The organism is Sphingobacterium sp. UBA3519, from assembly GCF_002377215.1.
GTDB classification, from domain to species: domain Bacteria; phylum Bacteroidota; class Bacteroidia; order Sphingobacteriales; family Sphingobacteriaceae; genus Sphingobacterium; species Sphingobacterium multivorum.
The window spans coordinates 262,125-281,550 of record NZ_DFPI01000037.1; the positions used below are offsets into that span (position 1 = coordinate 262,125).

Consider the following 19,426-nt stretch of genomic DNA (forward strand, 5'->3'; position numbering starts at 1 on the left):
TAGACGAACGGATAATTGTATCGATTCAATTTGTACCTGTAGCATTAGATAAACTGTTCGATATTTTTAATATATTTTTTACCGATAGGAAGGGCAGTTTCGGGTAAGGTGAGTTTGCTTTGACCGACCTGTTCAATACGATTTTTGTTGACAATAAAGGAATTATGTATGCGTAGAAAATCGACTGTAGGTAATATTTTTTCCATCCCTCGGAGGTTGCTGCGCGTAAGAAGTGGCGATTCACGGTCGACCAGGTATATTTTCACATAGTCTTTCAAGCCTTCGATGTAGCTGATTTCATGGAGAAAAATTTTCGTCTTTTTGTATTCTACATTGACGATAATATGATCCTGTTCGGGTAGCTGTTTTGCACGGAGCAGCATACTTTCTTCCACTTTTCGGACTGCGGCTGCGAGTCGTTCTTTTGAAATGGGTTTAAGCAGATAATCTACGGCATTTAGCTCGAAACCTTCAACAGCATATTGGTGATAGGCCGTGGTGAAGATAACTAAGGGGCGTGGAGTGAGTTCGCGAATAAACTGCGTACCCAATTGATCGGGCATTTCAATATCCAGAAAAATCAGATCGATAGCGTGATCTTTTAAATAGTCTTCAGCTTCGGCCGTCGCATTAAATTTACGGGCGACTTCGATTTGCTCAAAATTCAATAAGTCGTCTTCTAAAATGTTGAGCGCGAAGGGTTCATCATCGATTAGTATACATTTAATCTTCATCGGTCATCAGTTTTAAAGTCACTTCGAAATCTCCAGCATCGGTTTTTCCGATCCTGAGGTCATGTCGGTTGGGATACAATAATTGTAATCGTCTGCGTACATTGGTCAGTCCTATCCCTTCGTTTGGACGCGGTTCCGTATGTTGTAAAATGCTATTTCGGGATATAAAGATAATGCCACCTGGAGTATCCTGAAATTGAAACTGTATCTGTGGTTCAGTTTTGCTATCCACACCATACTTGAATGCATTTTCCACAAAATGGATGAAGAGTAATGGGGGGATCATTCTGTTTTTGACTCTGTCTTCGATATCCAGTGCTACATTTCCTTGAATAGGAAGACGAAGGGTCTGTAAGGCGATAAAATTGCGCATATGGTCGATCTCTTTAAAAAGTTCGACTTTGGGGCCGTCTACTTCGTAAAGTATGTAGCGTAGCATTTCGGACAACTTAACAATAGTGTCTTCGGAATCTGATGATTGTTTACGAATGAGCCAACGGATATTATTGAGCGTATTGAATAGGAAATGTGGGCTGATCTGAAGTTTTAACATCGTTAGTTCTGCCGTTGTTTTTTCAAGCGCAATCTGTTTGTTGAGCTCCTTTTGTCGGGCTTGCTCATTGTAGAGAAAGATCATCGAAGAGGTGATCATACAGAGTGAGTAAATAATGCCCGGGCCGATAACTAATCGTACGAAAAGAATATTTTCCTTGGTCAGATGAGCTAGCTCCCCATCTGGATTAAAATAGACTATACAGTAGTTCAGTGCTACATAGGTGGCAAATCCAAGTGCCATTAATAGTACAAAGATCTTTCTGCGACCAAAAAAATAGGTGGGTGCAACAACGTAGCAGTGCAAGTAGAAATGAGTAGCCAGGAATACAATATTTACTAAATGCGATAATGCCGAATAAGGCTTGAAATCAGCGATTTTATCCGGCTGGTAGAGGTACGTAATAAAGGGCAAAAGCAGTAATATGGTCCAGATGACAATATGTAAATAGAATTTTCTGAAGAATCTGCCAATCATGTTATATCTAATTAATCCCCTTACTTTTGGATAAGACCAAACTTAGATAAATTGCTTTTTATATGCAATATAAATACGTTTATAGGTAAAAACAATTCTTCATCAAAGCTGTTCTCCGATGCTTATCATGGTCTGTTGTCAATCGATATGGTGTTATAAACATGAGCAGCTATTAAATGAAATGATGTTAAAAAGAGGTTCAGGAAAGAACACGAAAACGGGAAATAGGCTGGACTGTTGGAAATAGTTTTGTATTTTGCAGGTATAAACTTTGTAACGTGACGTTCAATCCAAACCGATATCAGCATATGCCCTACAGACGCTGTGGGAAGAGTGGCATTCTCTTGCCAGCCATTTCATTGGGGCTTTGGCAAAATTTTGGTGAAACCGATATTCAAGCGGTGTTCCGCAAAACTTTGGTGACCGCTTTTGATCACGGGATTACCCATTTTGACCTTGCCAATAATTATGGTCCGCCTCCGGGAAGTGCAGAAGAGAACTTTGGACATATATTGCGTAGCGATTTTGTGGGCTATCGTGATGAACTTTTAATTTCCACTAAAGCGGGATATACCATGTGGCCGGGTCCGTATGGTGACTGGGGAAGTCGTAAATATTTGATGGCCAGCTTACATCAGAGCTTAAAACGGATGAAGCTCGATTATGTGGATATATTTTACCATCATCGACCGGATCCGAATACACCGTTGGAAGAGACGATGGTCGCATTGCGAGATATTGTTCATCAAGGAAAGGCCTGCTATGTGGGTTTGTCCAATTATCCTCCTGATCTTGCTCAGAAAGCTGCTGCGTTATTGCGTGCAATGGGGACACCATGCCTTATTCATCAGCCTAAATATTCGATGTTGGTGCGGACACCTGAGGAGGGGCTTTTGGATGTGCTGCAGGCAGAAGGAATCGGAGCGATCGCTTTCTCTCCTTTGGCACAGGGACTGTTGACCAATAAATACTTAGGTGGCATTCCGGCAGATTCGCGCGCTTCGAAAGAGCATTTTTTGAAAAGTGACATGATCACTGCTGAATTGATGGAGAAAATAGACCGGTTGAATAATCTGGCGATACAAAGAGGCCAAACATTGGCTCAAATGGCAATTGCATGGTTGTTGAAAGATGAACGTGTAAGCTCCGTTTTGGTAGGGGCGAGAAATAGTGAGCAACTGGTTGATTCACTCAAGGTCCTGGACAGGCTGGACTTTACGGCGGATGAATTGGCACTTATTGATGCTATTCTGAAGTATAATTAATCACCTAATTGATCGTGTCATGTTTGCCTTTGAAGCACAATTGGAAATTATCGGTATCAATCCTTTTGTTTTTGTTCCTGCTGATATTCTGGAAAACCTATTTAAGGATGCGGGAATGAACAAAGGTTATATTCCTGTGAAGGGAAAAGTTAATGAAAAAGATTATGTTCAGACCTTGCTGCGATTTCAGGGGGAGTGGAGACTGTACATTAACACGGTTATATTGGCGAACTCGCCGAAACGAATCGGCGAGACGTTAACCATAACAATCGCTTTTGATCCGGAAGACCGGACTATTTTGCCTCATCCAGAACTCGAAGCAGCATTTGCGCTAAATAAGGATGCACTAAAGGTGTTTGATGGATTGTCTTCATCAAAGCAAAAGGAAATTATCCGTTATATTTCTAACTTAAAAACTGCGGATAGTCGAAGAAAAAACATCCAAAGGGCGATCGGTTTTCTATTGGGTAAAAATCGATTTGTGGGGCGTGAAAAGCCCTAAGAACTCAGACGAGTACTTCCATGTATGTCCTGTAATTACGGCCAGATATAGGGAGGATTGGTTAGAATTTTAGTGATAATTTGAATATACTTATGGACAATCCTAAAATAGTATGGGGTATCATCGGCTGTGGTGATGTCACAGAAAAAAAAAGTGGACCTGCGTTTAATCGGATAAATAATAGTCAGCTAATGGCTGTCATGCGAAGGGATGCGGCGAAAGCTGCTGATTATGCTAAGCGACATCAGGTACCCCTATGGTATTCAGACGCTGACGATTTACTTGATAATATCGATCTCAATTCGATTTATGTCGCAACGCCACCGTCCTCTCATCTCGCGTATGCACTATCAGCCCTTCGTAAAGGGAAATCTGTTTACGTTGAAAAGCCCGTTACGTTAAATGCGATAGAGGCTGAATCATTATTGGCGGAAGTAAAAAGCAGTAACGGGAAATTGGTTGTTGCGCATTACCGTAGACAATTGCCTTTGTTTCTAAAGGTTAAAGAGCTTGTTGAAAACGGTGAAATTGGCCAGCTAAGGACGGTGCAACTCCGTTTATGGCAAAGAAGAACGCCCGACCTGGTAACTAAAAGTGGCGGAGATTGGCGTACTGATCCTGCTGTTTCGGGCGGCGGCTACTTTTTTGATTTAGCCCCTCATCAATTGGATTTGATGCTTTACTTTTTTGGAATGCCGATTTCATACGATGGTTTTAGCTTAATTCAGGATAGGGACAGTGCTGTTGCCGATCAAACCACAGGGACCATTTTATTTAATAATCAGCTTGTTTTTCATGGAAGTTGGTGTTTTAATGTTGCCAAAGAAAATCAGGTAGACAGTTGTGAAATTGTTGGAAGCCTTGGTCGTATTTGTTTTTCCATTTTTGGAAATTCAGTTGTTATCGAAACAGGGGATGGAGAGCAGGAATTCAGATTTGACCATCCCGAAAATATTCAATTGCCGATGATTTCGCGTGCGGTAGAGTATTTCAGCGGCATTGGGCCAAATCCATCTCCGATTGAGGAAGCCTTGGTCCTGATGCAGATCATCGATAACTTTTCGACAATAAGGCAATAATATTTTGCTTTGCTGATAAGCTGTAGTCTTTAAGGATGAAGCAGGTACAATGGAAAGCCTATTTGGAAGATAGGTATGATTTCGGTCTTCCAAATAGGCTTAATTTTTCTGACAGTGTCTGATCTTATTAGCCACAAAGAACCTTCAGTTTGCTTTCATTGCTGTTGGTGTCGGCGAAGTTAAGAAGGTTTTATTAAGTATTCTTTCTTTTGAATGGACCCATTGGAGCAATGAGTTCTAAGTTGGTGCCATAAAGAGGTGCACCGAACTGATCTTAAAAGCAATTAATAGATCGCTACTGGATTGACATTGACCTGTGTGGATCCTACATATAAGGGCTGTCCAAGGACAAATAGAAATTCCCAGACTTTTTCTTTTACCAAGGGGCGTGTATCGATTAATTCAAGATTGTATATGCCACGTTTGGCCAATAAAAACTGATTGATTGGAAATTCCTCGTTGGTATTGGGGTTTGGATATACTTCGGATGCCCACGTGTCACCACCAAAAGCAACGATACCTTGATCTGCTAGCCATTTTGCTGCATCCATGCCGATACCTGGTTCAGTTTCCAGGAACTGTTGGTTGTTGTTGCCGATCAATTCCAACCAGCCCGTGTTGAATAAGACGATGTCACCTTTTTTGATCGTGATCCCTTGTTTTTTTAACACCGATTGAATGGCTTCAACGGTAAATTCTGTACCACCGGGAACGATATCTTTTCCATAATAGGCTGTCATATCCAAGACAATAGCACGGGTTACCAGTGGTGGGACTTTTTCTATTCCAAGTTTTTTAACGCCTTCTACCGTAACGAAATCCTGCGCTTTGTTGCCATTGTAGTAGATATTGTTGATTCCGATATGTCCAATACCGTTCAATTGGGTGCCGACACCGGTCCAGGCATTTACCAATTCGTCGTTGAAAGTGAATTTATTGGGACCAAGTGTTGCACCAGCCTGTTCTCCGGGTTGTATATTATACAAGTTAAAACTACGGTGGCGGAAAGCTGGGAGCTGTTTGTTTACAGGGACAGCAAGAGGGACAGTTTTTCCCTTTTTGACAAGTTTTAATGACTGTAGCACCAATTTTGGTGATATTAAATTGGCAGCTCCGATCTCGTCGTTCTTACCATAAGCAGCATGATGCCATGTACTATCTGTTGGGTCTACCAACAGTGTTTTATTTTGCGCATTGCTTTGCAATGCTGTGAGTGACAGTACCCCCATGAGGAGTACTGTCAACTGATTGAATTTTTTCATCGTTGAATATTAAATTTTTGCTAATGCAAGATTGATAAAGGATAGTTCTTCTGCGGTAAGCGTGATGTCGATGGCCTGCGCATTTGCGATGGCCTGCTCTGCATTTCGGGCACCTGCCAAGACCACAGTGATCGCCGGCTGCAAACTAGTCCAGCGTAATACCAATTGGGAAAGCGTGACACCTTTGTTTGCGGCAATTGGACTGATGGTATCCAAGAAGGTCTTTACCTTGGCCAGATCAAATTGTTGGAAATAACCATTGCGGTGATCGTTTTCTTTTAATTTACCCGTATTGAAATATTTACCGGTTAACAAACCACGCTCCATAGGGCTATATACAATGATACCCAGATCATTTTCCTTTGCGTAAGGAACAAGGTCCTGTTCGATACCTCGGTTCAGCATGCTGTAACCAACTTGATTACTCGCTATATTGAGGGTTTTTCGTGCTTCTGAAACTTGATCAACGCTATAATTGCTGACGCCGGCAGCACGGATCTTACCTTGTTGTAAAAGAAGATCCAAGGCTTCCATCGTTTCGGAAATCGGAGTTGTACTATCTGGCCAGTGAATCTGTAGTAGATCGATATAGTCGGTGCGTAAGCGTTTTAGGCTATTCTCTACTTCCTGAATTACACTAGCTTTTGATGCATATTTATAAACTGGAATAGTTTTACCAGCTTCTTCTGCGTCAAAGAAAAATTCACCTTTTCCTTGGTTACTACCGTCCCATACCAAATTTGGTCAATACTTGTATTTTGGTCCGATCATAACCTTGAATTGCCGCACCGATCATTTCTTCACTCAAACCAAAGCCATAAAACGGGGCTGTATCTAATGTAGTGACACCGTTGTCGATCGATGCTTTCACAGAATCAAAAGAATCTTTCTTTTCATTGTCGCCCCACATGTTGCCGCCAATTGCAAAAGCTCCGTACGTAATTGCTGATAATTCTAAATCTGTTTTTCCTAATTTTCTGTATTCCATTTTTTATTTTTTATGTCTCTTGTTAAATTTTATTTGTCGTTCTGATGCACCTTTTTTTACTAAATAAATCTGTTCGAAAGGATGCTTACTATTATCTGAATGATTGATGGCACAAAGTTATAACGCTATTTTTTATTATTAAAATTAATTTAAATTAGGTTATTCTATTATTTTTGTGATATAACACTAGCGTCTTTTTTTGAAAAGCGCCAGCAGATTTCTGTTAACTTTTTCTTGTACATTCCTACACAAACTAGTAGATTTATATAGTGTGGTAGGTCTTGTTAGTACTTACATTTTTATTGGGATAACCGTTCAGTAAAAGAATATCTATGCAAACAGTTGAACAATTTAAACCTGATGTGATTATTATCGGAGCGGGTTTAGCAGGGCTTACAGCAGCAATGGAGGTTACCAATGCTGGTAAGAAAGTGCTTCTTGTGGATCAGGAGACAGCTGAAAATCTTGGTGGTCAGGCCTATTGGTCCTTTGGTGGGCTTTTTCTTGTCAATTCATCTCAACAACGTCGTATGGGCATCAAGGATTCTTTTGAACTGGCTCGGCAGGACTGGATGGGAACTGCAGGATTTGACCGCGAGGAGGATTATTGGCCGCGACAATGGGCAGAGGCCTACCTGAAATTTGCGACGGAAGAGAAGGCTGCTTACGTCGCTCAGCTCGGTATTAAGCTGATGTTTATGGTCGGTTGGGCTGAGCGCGGTGACGGATCGGCCTCGGGGCATGGTAATTCCGTTCCTAGATTTCATGTTAGTTGGGGGACTGGAACTGGCGTTGTGAAACCTTTTGTGGATAAAGCTTTTGCTGCGCAGGAAAAAGGTCTGCTGCGGTTTTGCTTTCGACATCGCGTGACAAAATTGCTAACGCAAGATGGCGCGGTCTTCGGAATTGCGGGCGATGTTTTGGAAGATGATAACAAAGCAAGGGGTGTTGCTACCAACAGAAATATTCTTGCAGCGTTTGAATATTATGCAGATCAGGTCGTTATTGCTTCGGGAGGGATTGGAGCAAATCATCAATTGGTACGCGAAAATTGGCCTGAACGATTAGGGAAAGCACCAGTGCAAATGATTTCAGGTGTTCCCGCCTATGTCGATGGAAAAATGATTGGAATTGCCGAAGAGGTTGGGGCTCATATGATAAACCGCGATCGCATGTGGCATTATACGGAAGGGATTGAAAATTGGAATCCAATATGGCCTATGCACGGCATCCGTATTTTACCTGGGCCGTCTTCATTGTGGTTTGATGCCCGCGGTAATAGGCTTCCAGCTCCTTATTTACCTGGATTTGATACCTTGGGTACACTCAGGCACCTGCAAGAGACAGGCTTTTCTTATTCCTGGTTTATCCTGACACAGAAGATTATCAAAAAGGAGTTTGCTCTTTCAGGTTCAGAACAGAATCCGGATATCACCAACAAGGATTATAGGTTATTTTTGAAACGCATTTTTGGGAAAAATGCACCTGGACCAGTTGAGGCTTTTAAGGAAAAGGGACCTGATTTTATTGTTTCGGACAATCTAAAGGATCTGGTCGCTCGTATGAATCGTTTGACAGGCGAAGATCTTTTGGATTATGAAACGATTAAAACGCAAATTGAAGCGCGTGACCGGGAGGTCGATAATAAGTTTTCAAAGGACACGCAAGTAAATTACATTCGAAATACACGAAACTACCTTGGTGATAAATTAGGTCGAGTGGCAGCCCTCCATAAAATCCTGGCGCCGGAAAATGGACCACTCATTGCGGTACGTCTCCATGTGTTGACGCGTAAAACCTTAGGCGGTCTCAAAACGAATCTCCATTCGCAAGTACTAACAAAGGATAACAAGGTGGTAGCGGGTTTGTATGCAGCGGGTGAGGTGGCTGGATTTGGTGGTGGCGGCATGCATGGTTATCGAGCGTTAGAAGGTACTTTCTTGGGCGGTTGTATATTCTCAGGCATGAAAGCCGGACAACATATTGCGCGTTTGGCAAAGGCAGCATCTACCTAAAAAATGTTATGAAAGACGATTCTTTTCTTTATAATGCCAGTTTTTCCACCCGATGTTGTTGCCGGATAGCGTCGGCTCAAGCCATCGGTGGTTACATTTAACGTTAAAACAACATTTCTAGTAGGCAATCAATGCGATGTTTGCCTATTGAAAAAGAAATTATTAAGTTTTATTCCGGATAGAGCGCAGCGTTTGAAGAAGAACAGAAACAAGTACAAAAGCGAGCCCCACATAGAAAGAAGCATTGACTTGTTTGCCTTCGTTGAAGAATAAAAAAGCAATGATAATCGAATAGATGGGCTCAAGATTGAAACTCAAATTGACCGTAAATGCAGATAGCTTCTTGAGTGATTCGGCAAAAAGAACATAAAGACCAACCGTACAAAATAAAGACAGCAAGATTAAATAGATCCTATCAGAAAAGCTTGGTATAAAACGTTCGGTGGGAAATAAATAATAGAAAATAGGCAGTCCAAGTCCCAATACAATGGTTCCACTAAGCATTTGATAATAGTTGAGTAATTTACTATCATATTGTTTGACCAATCGCTCATTGTAGATGGTATATAGGGCCGCGAAAATAGTTGAAATTACACCCAAAATAATGCCCACTTGATAAGAGCTATCAAAATGAAAGATTAAACTGATTCCGATCAAGGTCAACATGCTTAACATCAGCTGCGCCGCACTAAATCTTTTTTTGTTGATGATAGGTTCTAGAATGGCTGTGAAAAAACTGGTCAGGCAATAGCACACTACGCCAATGGAAATATTGGAAAACTTGATACTTCCATAGAAAAATATCCAATGGATGGTGAGCAATAATCCACCTCTTGCAATATTCAGTATATCTTTTGTCGATTTTAATCGCTCAATCTTGAATAATTTGAGGACAACGAAAAGAATAAGTGTTGAAAGTAAAACCCTAAACCACACGAGTGGTATCTGATTGAGGGTAATGAGTTTGCCGAAAACTCCGGTGAAGCCTGCGAGCAGTACCGCGGTATGAAGTACTAAATATGATTTTTTCATAAAAAAAATGTCTTTCCCATAAAGGGAAATTTAAAAGCTAAATAAATAGTTAATCCTTGTATCATCCGAATTTGCTCCTGATCAGATATCATTATTCGTTTGACATTGCGCTATGTTATTTTGCTGGTGGAGAAAGACAAGTTCTTCGGTCCATGGTTTTATGCTAGTTTTTAACAAATATAGAAATTATCTACGGTATTCAAAGTCCTTTATTTCAGCCATTTTGTTGGATTAATATTCTTCATCCTAAAGACTAAATCTTATATTAGTGATCTCACTAGGGGGATGCCCAAGATAATCGTCTTCCTAGTATTGAATATGCAATATCAATATAAACCAAACTAAACAATGAAGAGGAAAGAATTTATTCGAAATACGAGTCTGTTGGCGGCATCGGCACTTTTTGCACAGACGAAAGTATTCGGTTTTCAAGCTGATACGGTCCGTGTGGGGCTGATCGGTACCAACGGTATGGGTTGGTCTAATCTGAACGCTATCTTGAAAGTACCAGGCGTGCAGTGTACGGCATTATGTGATGTCGATGAAAATGTTTTGAAGAATCGCGCTGAGGAACTAAAGAAACGCAATATTGATGTGAAGACTTACATCGATTATAAAGATCTTCTGAAAGCAAATGACGTTGATGTTGTTATTGTCGCTACGCCCGATCATTGGCATTGCATGCAAATGGTTGATGCTGTTGCGGCAGGAAAAGATGTATATGTCGAAAAACCAATTGGCAACTCCATTCGGGAATGTGAAATTATGGTTGCAGCTGCTAAAAAGTATAAACGTGTTGTACAGGTAGGGCAGTGGCAACGAAGCCAACAACATTTTAGAGATGCGATGGATTTTGTTCATAGCGGAAAATTGGGAAAGATACGCCTTGTTAAGGCTTGGGCTTATCAAGGTTGGATGAAGAGTATTCCGGTTCAGGCAGACGCTCCTGTTCCTACTGGAGTACATTATGATAAATGGTTGGGGCCAGCCCCAAAACGTGCATTTAATCCCAATCGTTTTCACTTCAATTTCAGGTGGTATTGGGATTATGCGGGTGGCCTAATGACCGATTGGGGTGTACATATGTTGGATTATGCGCTGATCGGAATGAAAGTGTCAGATCCTGTTTCGGTAATGGCTGCTGGTGGTAAATTTGCTTATCCCGACGACGCCGCTGAAACACCAGATAGTCTAACAACGGTGTATGAGTTTGATGGATTTAATGTTCAATGGGAGCAGGCGACAGGTATAGATTTGGGCCCTTATCAGAAGACTCACGGCGTTGCTTTCATTGGTAATAATGGTACCTTGGTCGTTAATCGTGAAGGCTGGGAAGTTATTCCCGAGAAAGGACGAATGGACGCTGTCTCTTTCCAACGTTCACAGGACAATGGACTGGACAAGCATATGGTTAATTTCGTTGAAGCTGTTAGAAAGAAATCAGTAGAAGGTCTTTATGCTCCGATAGAAGCGGGGGCTCATATTGCGATATTCTCACAGATGGGAAATATTGCGTACCGTTCTAAAAAGAAATTGTTTTGGGATAAACAAAAGCGCAGTTTCAATGATAAAGATGCGGACGGGTACTTAGCGAAAGTTTATCATAATGGCTATAATCTGCCCAAAGTCTAAGGAAATATGGGTATGAAAGGTATCGTATTGGGGCTCGCTCTGGCGACATTGTCTGCAAAGCAAGTTTCGGCGCAACAGATGGAAAAAATGTGGGATGGTCAAGGAGGAAAAAATTCCATTTCCCAAAATAGAGGGAAATTGTTCCGTGACGGCAAATATGCGATGTTTATCCATTGGGGAATCTATTCGCAGCTGGCAAATACCTGGAAGGGGAAAACGTTTTATGGCATAGGGGAATGGCTCATGAACAAGAGCATGGCCAATATCCCCGTCGCTGACTACATGGCCGCGGCGGCGTCATTTCATCCAGATCATTTTGACGCTAAGGCGATTGTACAGCTTGCAAAAGATGCGGGGATGCGCTATATCGTGATTACAAGCAAACATCACGATGGATTTTCGATGTTTCATTCGAAAGTGAATTCGTTTAATATTGTTGAGGCGACCGATTTTAAACGTGATCCGATGATTGAGCTCGCGAAAGCCTGTAAGGAAGCGGGGATCGGTTTTGGCTTCTATTATTCGCAAAATCAGGATTGGACTTATCCCGGCGGAAATGGAGGTCCCAAGGTGGACGCAGCCGGTCATTCGAAAACATTTGACGATTATTTTTGGGAGAAATGCTATCCTGAGGTGAACCAGATTACGACGCAGTATGGGCCGATAGAATTGGTCTGGTTCGATACGCCTGGTGGGATGGATAAGAAATACGCCCAAAAACTTGTCGAATTGGTTCATAAAAATCAACCTGGGGCTTACGTGTCGGGACGTGTTGGACACGGACTTGGTGATTATTCTACTTTGGGGGATATGGAAGTACCACGGCAGAATGTTCCAGGTCTTTGGGAGGCAGTCGATGTAACCAATGACTCTTGGGGGTATGCTTGGTACGACAATAATTGGAAGAGTGCCCGTGAAATCTTGTCTCGTACATTGTCGACTATTAGCCGGGGCGGGACTTACATGTTAAATGTTGGGCCTAAACCAGATGGGACTATTCCTGAGCCAGCGAGCTTAGCTTTGCGTGGTGCTGGTGCGTGGATCCGAAAGTATCCAGCGGCCGTTTATGGTGCGCAAGCTTCACCTTGGGGGCACGCTTTGCCTTGGGGGGATGCTACTGTACAAGGACGTAAAATTTCATTATTGGTCTATCACTGGCCAACTAATGGAAAGTTGTTTGTTCCGGGCCTAACAAAGGGGATAACGTCGATCAATCTTTTAAACGCAGATGGGAAGAAAAAGTTAAATTATACGACCGATGGAAAATGGTTGGAGATCAATATCCCATCGATAGCTCCAGATCCACTGGTTTCTGTGATTGAGGTCGTTATGCAGGGGATACCTGTTATTGATAAAATGTTGGGGGTCGATCCGGCGATGGAGACAATTCTTCCTGTAGACTTTGCCGAAGTTGAAGGATGCCATAAAACCGGGAAATCCTGGATGGAGAAATTCGGTGAATGGAAACATGTCGTTCAAGTAGGGCAATGGACTGGTCAAAGTAAACTAACGTATGCTATAGACATTGTTAAGCCAGGCTATTATCAAGTTGATCTAAATTATACGGGGCAGGGGAGAGTGGTGTGGAAGATTGAAAACTCGACTGGAGAGATCGTGCAGAATCAACAAGCCGCCGCTTCTGGGTATAATTGGTACCCATGGGGATGGATGAAATTTAAAGCCCCAGGAAGATACAGCGTTACTGTTTCATTTCTTGAAGGTGATGGTGACAAGGTCAGTCTCAGTGCACTTCGATTTAAACCTGTAGAATAGGCTGTTGCTGTCTATTTTACAGGTTTTTCAGTCATCAATTTCTGTGCTTTCTGCCTTAATTGATGATATTCCCAAAAAAATCAAACAGGAATTTTTAGGCAGGCATTCGATTCAGCTAGTCTTGCATAAGAGTCTGTATTTTCTCAATAGAATCCTCATTCTCCAAAAACTCAAGATACGGTAACAAAGGTTCGATATCTTTTTTGTCCATTGTTTCTATGTCTTCAAATAAAGCATTTACAAAATCACTGCAAAAAGATTTGCCAAAGCTATACGTGATGATTCTCGCAAGATCATCACAATCGATTTCCGTGGCATTCAGATTAAATACAAGTTCAGGTATTTCGTAGTCGCCTTCTGCCGGATAGCCGATATACCTAAACATGCTTTCCTTCCATACACGAAATAGAATTTGATGCGAGACATGTTTTCCAAAGTATTCGAACACCTTGGAAAGTAGATCGCAAGCTGCCTCCTTCTCAAAAACACCGGTAATGCTTTTGTCTATCAATTCAGCATAAGGAATGAAAATCGAGCTATCGAAATGAACATCAAAATTAGCGGTAAGCATAGCCAATATATGTTCTTTGGGCTGGATTCTTAGAAGTTGTCTTGCTGTTAATGAGGTTAAGTTGTGCTTTTGTTCTCGACCGTGGCTATCGGGGAGGAGCACGGTGTGTTCTTTGTCGAGGAGCGAGATGACGAATTTCCAGTCTTCGGGCCTTTTGAGAATCCTGCAGTTCTGAGCGAGATAACCGCTTCTTTTTGGGTCAGGTTTCTTGTCTCCGACAATAACTTCTCCAGGTTGAATAACATGTTCTGGAGGAACTTTAAACCTGCGTATATGCACAAAGAGTTCTTCTCCGGAAGGTAACGCAAGAGTACCAAATCCTTTGTTATTGTCGAACCATTTGACAGCGCCGATAAACATGGCTGGAGTTGAGTTTTGTTTCAATAGCATAAAGGTAATGAATAAATGCATTTATTATGCATTGAAAATGAAATATTTGTAATTATTTGCCGTGAAAGACTTTTAACGGATCCGATGGATTCTTAGTCTACATGGTTAAGAACGCTTTCTAAACAGCCAAAATGTTCGTAATTTCAATAGAAAGCGACAATCAAATTAGTGGGACGGAATTGGACAGGAGTCAAAAGGCGTTTTGAAAAATCGATTGAGAGAATAATTTCATAGCATTTTTTGTCGCCTAGGCGTAATTTTGAGTTAACTTAGTCTGTTGAAATCTGTTCTATAAAATCGTTCATTAATATAACGTACCCTATGCAGTCTGTAATTGTCAAATCTATTCTCAATAAAACAAAACAAAGAGATCCTTGGTTTCTTGACGATTACACCGTCAATCCTTACAGCGGATGCTCGTTCAATTGTTTATATTGTTATATCAGAGGTAGTAAATATGGTATTAATATGGCCGAAAAGATAGGTGTGAAGCGCAATGCGGTGGATTTGTTGGACCGAGCCTTAGCGCTCCGTGCCCGTAAAAAACAATATGGAATAATTGTATTGTCGTCTGCAACGGATCCTTATTTGCAATTTGAGCAAACGGAGCTACTGACGCGCCAATTATTGGAAATTATAGTACATTATCGCTTCCCAGTGCATATTATCACCAAATCGGATCTAGTAAGTCGGGATTTTGATTTGTTGAAGCAGATCAATGCTGAAGCGATACTCCCATTGGATCTGCAGGGTAAATTGACACATCGCGCTTTTATTACTTTTTCCTTTTCAACCATCGATATGGAAATTGCCAGCATATTTGAACCAGGTGCACCATCGCCTGAGCTTCGTTTGAATACATTGAGTGAAGCACGTAAGATGGGATTGTGTAGTGGCGTAAGTTTAATGCCTTTGTTGCCCTTTATTTCGGATACCGGAACTCATCTTGATCAGATGTTTGGGACTTTTCGATCCATTGATGCAAATTATATTTTTCCAGCAACCTTGGCCTTGTATGGTTCTGATCCTGGTGACAATCGGACGTTGGTTATGCGTGCGGTTGAAAAACACTATCCACAACTCGTGGAAAAATATCAACGATTGTTTGGTGCGGACGGCAAACTTCCTAGCTATTATCGACAGGCATTTGCGGAAAAGGTTAAGGGACTATGTCTGCAATATGGACTTAGGGACCGGCTGACGAATAATGATCCCTTATAAATTCCTGGGTATTTTTGGCGGTTGATCAATACCAAAGTAGCTTTTTCTCCTTCTCTGTGATGTGTGTTAAGTTGAGCCTTTTGCATTTTTTCCTTATTGATAGGCCATTTAAGTTGAATGTGACGGTCTTGATTCTAATCTTTTTAATAAGCAATCTTATTCCGTAGTAAATACAGGTTTTTAGGTATGCTAACTGTTTGAATTTTAGCTTTTAATTGTATGTTTTCGCCCTGACTAAAACCGATAGAAAACAGATGTATTGGATAAAGGATTTTTTATGACGAAGTTTTACGTTAAAACGAAGAAAATAATTAACCTAATTGTTTAAGTGTTTTATGAAATAAGTGATCCCTCGCTTTGTTGTTTTTTGTATTGTATTGTTTCAAATATGTTACATTTTATTTCGTATAAGGTTTTTGTGAATATTATTTGTTTAATATTATTTAACATGTTGATTGATAGTGTTTTGATTCATTATGTCAAACTGATTGGTTCTTTGTTTTATTAAAAAATTAAAAAAGACATTCTGTTTCGTGTTAAAATTGTATTATCTTAATATTGATTTAACCAATTGTCGTTTAATTGTTTAGTAATGCTTTGTTAATAATTTACAAATATTAAATAACCTTTCTTTGTAACCGAAGAAAAACAAAACCAAATTCTTGAAAACGAAACACGTATTACTTCCTGTAATGATCGGGATGTCTCTCGGCGCGTGGGCCAAGAGTAAACCTGTCTTTCTGACATCTATTCCGGATGTTGAAATTTCCGCCAAATTTCAGGGGCCTATTCGAGGCATTGTAAAAACAGCAAGCGGTGAACCTATCTCGGGTGTGTCAATTTTTAATTCAACTACTGGCAAAACTACGCAAACTGACCAAGAAGGTGCTTTTGTCATCGAAGGGAAAACTGGGCATACATTGCGCTTGTCGATGATCGGTTTTGAAACACAGCACGTAAAAGTAGAGGCAATACCTTTAACCATTCAGCTGGTTTCGACAGATCAATCCCTTGATGAAGTAATTGTTGTCGGGTATGGTAAGCAAAAAAAGGTAAACTTAACAGGTGCTGTTACTCAGATTGATGCGAAGATACTTGAAAATCGCCCAGTTGCCAATGCAACTCAAGCTTTGCAGGGAGCAATACCAAATTTGAATATTACTTTTACCAATGGCAGGCCAGGAGGGGAAGGAAACGTTAATATCCGGGGTTTCGCTTCGATAAACTCAGCTAATGCTCAACCTCTTATTCTCATAGATGGAGTTCCAGGAAATATCAATACGATCAATCCCCGTGATATTGAATCGATATCCGTTTTAAAGGATGCTTCGGCAGCAGCGATTTATGGCGCTCGGGGGGCATTTGGTGTTATGCTCGTAACAACTAAAAAAGGAAAGGCCGGAAAAATGAACATTAATTATAGTAATAATTTTGGTTGGTCTGGACTGACGGTGCGGACAGATTTTATGACGAGCGGTTATGATGCTGCTAAACTAAATGATGAAGCTTTTATTCGTGCCACCGGTAATAGTTATACGGGATATACAGAAGATGACTATGCTCAACTATTGAAACGAAAAACAGATCCTAGTCTGCCTTCCGTAGTGGTTCAGAATAGAAATGGAAAAGATCAATATGTATATTATGGCAATACAGATTGGTGGAATGAGATGTATCGAAAAACACAGACCTCAATGGAACATTCGTTAAATTTCTCTGGCGGTAGTGAAAAAATTGATTACTATGTGTCGGGGCGACTTTATGAAAAAGGGGGGCTAATGAAAATTAACCAAGATAAATTCGATGCTTATAATGTTCGATCGCGCATAAATGCGCAGGTGACCCCTTGGTTGAAGGTAAGTGCAAATACCCAGCTGAATTACCAAAACTACACCTATCCAGGATGGGCGACAAGTCCAGATAATAACAATAATTTTATTTCAACAACGGTACACGCTTTACCATCTTATGTGCCCATGAATCCCGATGGTACCGCAACCTATAGGACGGAACTGAACAATTATAATATTGGCGATGGTATATATGCAGATTTGTTGCATGGAAAGTCAAAAGGTGGCGAGGATAAATATGAGTTTATCAATATGTTTGAGACTGTATTTCAGTTGGCGCCAAACTTGACCTTAACGGGTAATTATACCTTTACTTATAATCCGATCCATAACTGGAATAGAAGAACGGCCGCTCCTTGGTCTGTTTTTCCTGGTGTGATCAATTACTTGGGAAATGATACATATACCGAAACGATCATCAATAGGCCAAAACATTCACTCAACCTATTCGCCAATTATAGCAAGCAATTTGGAGATCATCAGTTTGCCGCCACGGTAGGCTTTAACCAGGAAACCACAGGATACAAACGAATCGGCGGTACGCATACTAATTTGCTGTCGGAGGATTTGAATGATTTTGCGCTGGGGACTGGTCAAATGCAGTTACTCGGGAATGCAAATACCTGGGCATTACGAGGCTATTTTGGAAGGTTGAATTACAATTATAAAGGGAAGTACCTGTTGGAGGTGAATGGTCGCTACGATGGAACGTCTAAATTTCCATCCAGTCAGCGATATGGTTTTTTTCCCTCTTTCTCGGGCGGATGGCGGATTTCGGAAGAGTCGTTTATGACTAATCTGAAACCTGTTTTGAATGAAGCTAAATTTAGAGTCTCCTATGGGGCGTTGGGTAACGCACAGGAAGCTGCTGAGTATGGTTACATCCAATTGTTGAATGCAGGATTGTCCAATTACATAACCAATGGTACAAAAACACAATATCTGAGTGCACCAACTCCAATTTCGGCTGATTTAACCTGGGAGAGAACGAATACATTAAATTTCGGAACGGATCTCGAATTTTTTAGAACTCGACTGAGTGTATCTGCTGACTATTTTATTCGAAATACGCTCGATATGTTGATCCCGGGCAAAACATTGCCAGCGGTTTTTGGTTCGGCGTCGCCTCGGACAAACGCTGGAGACCTAAGAAATAAAGGCTGGGAGGTTTCTGTGGCTTGGCGTGATCAATTTGACTTGGATGGAAAATCTTTTGGCTATAATATTGGGCTGGGATTGTCAGATTCTAAAGCGAAGATCACACGTTTTGACAATAAGGAAATGCTGCTAAGTAACTATTATGTCGGCCAGACTTTGGGCGAAATTTGGGGGTATAAGGCTGATGGTTTTTTTCAGTCTCAGGCGGAAATCGACAATTGGAAAGTTAACCAGGATTATGTGGATAAACAACGATTGGCAGCACCGGGAGACTGGTCCAAGCTTCATCCTGGAGATTTGAAATTTGTTGATATTGGTGGAAAGGATGGCGTTCCGGATGGAAAGGTTGATGCTGGAGACAATACATTGATGAACCCTGGGGATCAAGTGATCATTGGGAACAACAGAGCCCGTTATACATTTGGTTTTAATTTGGGGGCAAATTGGCAAGGATTCGATATTTCGGCCTTCTTTCAGGGGATAGGTCGACAACATTGGTGGCCTGGAGCAAATGCAGATAAGTTTTGGGGACCATACTCAAGACCGTACTATTCGTTTGTGCCGAAGGATTTTGAACAGGATATTTGGACGCCTGAAAATACAGATGCCTATTATCCATTGTTAAGAGGCTATATTGCCTTGAATGATCGTGGATCTTTGAACGTCAAATCGGATCGTTACTTACAGGATTTGGCCTATATACGACTAAAAAATCTAACCGTAGGCTATACGGTTCCTCAGGCCTGGCTAAAGCGCGTGAAATTGGCCAATGCGCGGATTTATGTGTCTGGTGAAAATATTTGGACTGCGACTAAGCTCCGTTCCAAATATATTGATCCCGAACAGTCGGCTCAAGAGGTCAACGGAAGATCATATCCAATCTCTAAAACATTTTCATTTGGTCTAGATTTAACATTTTAATAG

Annotated in this window: 15 protein-coding genes; 8 read left to right on the forward strand and 7 right to left on the reverse strand. The window is 41.1% G+C overall.

All coding sequences use genetic code 11. The annotated features are described in order from the left end of the window. Nucleotides 1–44: 44 nt before the first annotated feature. Both B3297_RS23940 and B3297_RS23945 read right to left on the reverse strand, forming a co-directional pair. Entirely contained in the window at nucleotides 45–734 is a 690-nt protein-coding gene (locus B3297_RS23940) for a LytR/AlgR family response regulator transcription factor (protein ID WP_046675364.1), read from the reverse strand. After that, nucleotides 724–1,764 (reverse strand): sensor histidine kinase, encoded by a 1,041-nt coding sequence (locus tag B3297_RS23945; RefSeq protein ID WP_070567984.1) that lies wholly within the window; start codon nucleotides 1,762–1,764, stop codon nucleotides 724–726. The genes B3297_RS23940 and B3297_RS23945 overlap by 11 nt, the downstream gene beginning before the upstream one ends. A gap of 308 nt (nucleotides 1,765–2,072) precedes the next feature. Here B3297_RS23945 and B3297_RS23950 point away from each other — a divergent pair, with 308 nt between their 5' ends. The 3 genes from B3297_RS23950 (at nucleotide 2,073) to B3297_RS23960 (ending at nucleotide 4,610) form a co-directional block, all read left to right on the forward strand. After that, on the forward strand, nucleotides 2,073–3,029 hold the full coding sequence (locus B3297_RS23950) for an aldo/keto reductase (protein WP_070567982.1): 957 nt from the start codon (nucleotides 2,073–2,075) through the stop codon (nucleotides 3,027–3,029). 19 nt (nucleotides 3,030–3,048) lie between these two features. Beyond that, complete coding sequence (locus B3297_RS23955; protein WP_070567979.1) at nucleotides 3,049–3,531, forward strand: YdeI/OmpD-associated family protein; 483 nt, start codon at nucleotides 3,049–3,051, stop codon at nucleotides 3,529–3,531. Nucleotides 3,532–3,623: 92 nt separating this feature from the next. Next, complete coding sequence (locus tag B3297_RS23960; protein WP_070567977.1) at nucleotides 3,624–4,610, forward strand: Gfo/Idh/MocA family protein; 987 nt, start codon at nucleotides 3,624–3,626, stop codon at nucleotides 4,608–4,610. Between the two features lie 284 nt (nucleotides 4,611–4,894). Here B3297_RS23960 and B3297_RS23965 read toward each other — a convergent pair whose 3' ends face one another. Genes B3297_RS23965 through B3297_RS23975 form a run of 3 tightly spaced genes read right to left on the reverse strand, consistent with a single transcriptional unit; the run spans nucleotide 4,895 to nucleotide 6,860 of the window. Then, complete coding sequence (locus B3297_RS23965) at nucleotides 4,895–5,872, reverse strand: cyclase family protein (protein WP_083296044.1); 978 nt, start codon at nucleotides 5,870–5,872, stop codon at nucleotides 4,895–4,897. A 9-nt stretch (nucleotides 5,873–5,881) separates the two neighbouring features. Then, nucleotides 5,882–6,610 (reverse strand): aldo/keto reductase, encoded by a 729-nt coding sequence (locus B3297_RS23970; RefSeq protein ID WP_254667743.1) that lies wholly within the window; start codon nucleotides 6,608–6,610, stop codon nucleotides 5,882–5,884. Continuing rightward, nucleotides 6,594–6,860: an aldo/keto reductase gene (locus B3297_RS23975; protein ID WP_286779629.1), complete on the reverse strand. Its 267-nt coding sequence runs from the start codon at nucleotides 6,858–6,860 to the stop codon at nucleotides 6,594–6,596. The genes B3297_RS23970 and B3297_RS23975 overlap by 17 nt, the downstream gene beginning before the upstream one ends. A gap of 332 nt (nucleotides 6,861–7,192) precedes the next feature. On the opposite strand from B3297_RS23975, the gene B3297_RS23980 reads away from it, so the two are divergent. Then, nucleotides 7,193–8,875, forward strand: a complete 1,683-nt coding sequence (locus tag B3297_RS23980) for an FAD-binding dehydrogenase (protein WP_083296043.1) — start codon at nucleotides 7,193–7,195, stop codon at nucleotides 8,873–8,875. A gap of 162 nt (nucleotides 8,876–9,037) precedes the next feature. On the opposite strand, the gene B3297_RS23985 is transcribed toward B3297_RS23980, so the two are convergent. After that, a complete protein-coding gene (locus B3297_RS23985; protein ID WP_070567973.1) occupies nucleotides 9,038–9,907 on the reverse strand; it encodes a DMT family transporter in 870 nt (289 codons plus the stop codon). Between the two features lie 348 nt (nucleotides 9,908–10,255). Here B3297_RS23985 and B3297_RS23990 point away from each other — a divergent pair, with 348 nt between their 5' ends. After that, complete coding sequence (locus B3297_RS23990) at nucleotides 10,256–11,539, forward strand: Gfo/Idh/MocA family protein (RefSeq protein ID WP_201638954.1); 1,284 nt, start codon at nucleotides 10,256–10,258, stop codon at nucleotides 11,537–11,539. A gap of 12 nt (nucleotides 11,540–11,551) precedes the next feature. Then, complete coding sequence (locus B3297_RS23995) at nucleotides 11,552–13,312, forward strand: alpha-L-fucosidase (RefSeq protein WP_286779630.1); 1,761 nt, start codon at nucleotides 11,552–11,554, stop codon at nucleotides 13,310–13,312. Nucleotides 13,313–13,427: 115 nt separating this feature from the next. Here the strand turns inward: B3297_RS23995 and B3297_RS24000 are convergent, their stop codons facing one another. Next, nucleotides 13,428–14,273, reverse strand: a complete 846-nt coding sequence (locus tag B3297_RS24000) for a cold-shock protein (protein WP_286779631.1) — start codon at nucleotides 14,271–14,273, stop codon at nucleotides 13,428–13,430. A 321-nt stretch (nucleotides 14,274–14,594) separates the two neighbouring features. On the opposite strand from B3297_RS24000, the gene B3297_RS24005 reads away from it, so the two are divergent. Beyond that, the gene (locus tag B3297_RS24005) at nucleotides 14,595–15,494 is read left to right on the forward strand and encodes an SPL family radical SAM protein (protein WP_286779632.1); all 900 of its coding nucleotides are present in this window, start codon (nucleotides 14,595–14,597) and stop codon (nucleotides 15,492–15,494) included. A 662-nt stretch (nucleotides 15,495–16,156) separates the two neighbouring features. Further along, the gene (locus tag B3297_RS24010) at nucleotides 16,157–19,423 is read left to right on the forward strand and encodes a SusC/RagA family TonB-linked outer membrane protein (protein WP_286779633.1); all 3,267 of its coding nucleotides are present in this window, start codon (nucleotides 16,157–16,159) and stop codon (nucleotides 19,421–19,423) included. Nucleotides 19,424–19,426: the final 3 nt, after the last annotated feature.